This window comes from Rhodoferax sp. UBA5149, from assembly GCF_002413825.1.
GTDB lineage: Bacteria > Pseudomonadota > Gammaproteobacteria > Burkholderiales > Burkholderiaceae_C > Rhodoferax.
Genome location: NZ_DHXT01000147.1, coordinates 7,131 through 8,307, shown reverse-complemented (window position 1 = coordinate 8,307; position 1,177 = coordinate 7,131). Strand labels below are relative to the sequence as shown.

The window sequence follows — 1,177 nt, the reverse complement described above, 5'->3', positions numbered from 1 at the left end:
TTGGAGGCGCCGGAGGCGACCTGTACCATCGCCTCGATCGCTTCGGGCGGCAGGGGCGCGCGTCCAAGATTGGTATGCAGCACGGTGCCGGTCAGGTTGAACACCTTGCGCAGCGAGGGCGCCACAATGGCCGTGACGCGCAGGCCGATACCGTGCACGAGGGCCGCGTCGGAAAATCCGGTGGCTTGTGCGCGCAGCCCCGCCAGTTCATCGCGCACGGCTTGCAGCACCAGCGGGCGGCCATGCGCTGTAATCAAGGCCGCGACCGCCGGCCAGCCCAGCACACGGTCGACCGCCGGCAAATGCGCCGGACTGGCGGCCTCAGGCGTGGACATGGCATGCCTCATTTGGAAGCCAGCCCACGGCCGGCGCCGCCGCCATCAAAAACGCTAAACCATCAAGCGGCCGTGATCGACCGGATGATCTGCTCCAGGGCCTCGTCCGCCAGTGCCCGCAACTCCGCATCGCTGCGGTCCTGGATCGGATGGCGCACGAACACCAGGGCCGGATCGATACCCAGCACCTTGGACTGCAAGGCTGCCGCCTGCACGAATTCACTGGACGCAATGCCGACTCCTGGAATGCCTCGACCTTCGAGATCTGCGATGTCATGCATACAGCACGACGTGCAGGACCCTCAGTCAGCCAAACCTTCGATGACCACATTGCACTCGGCCGCGATCTGCTGCTTCAGCAGGATGGGCGCGACGCGCGTGAAGGTCGGCTTGCGGTAGCGCTTGACGCCGATACCGAGCGCCGCGAGCTGCTCGGCGATGCGGTCCAGAAAAACATTGCCACGCGCTTTTGAGATATCGAGAATGCCAACGGTCAGGCCGCTGAGTGTTGCCGGTCGCGGCTGCAAGGCACGCACGGCCGACGCGCGCTCCGCAGTCGGATCGAGCAGGATACTGGACGCGTTCATGCTGTGATCTCCTTGGAAACAGGGGTGGAACCGACCAGGCCCGATGCGGCCCAACCGGCAATGACGGCGGAAAACAAACCGGCGGTGCCGCCGGCGCGCACGATGATGAGCCCGCCAGGGCGGAATTTCGGCACGCTGGCACCGGCGAAACTGAGTGGCAATCCCTCGGCGATGCCGCCGGCACCGACGACCATCTCGTCGCCCGGCAACAGCAGCAAACGCTCCAACTCCTCGCGCAGGCGCGCCTTCGACCAG

The 1,177-nt window shown here is 65.8% G+C and carries 2 protein-coding genes and 1 pseudogene; all 3 read right to left on the bottom strand.

Annotated elements, in window-relative coordinates; genetic code table 11:
• Positions 1–335: pseudogene (locus B3V69_RS12690) on the bottom strand (L-seryl-tRNA(Sec) selenium transferase); the annotation flags it as partial.
• Between the two features lie 62 nt (positions 336–397).
• On the bottom strand, positions 398–922 hold the full coding sequence (locus B3V69_RS12685; RefSeq protein WP_296447074.1) for a UGSC family (seleno)protein: 525 nt from the start codon (positions 920–922) through the stop codon (positions 398–400).
• Positions 919–1,177 (bottom strand): hypothetical protein (locus B3V69_RS12680; protein ID WP_296447072.1); only part of this gene is annotated, 259 nt, incomplete at its 5' end. The genes B3V69_RS12680 and B3V69_RS12685, both read right to left, overlap by 4 nt.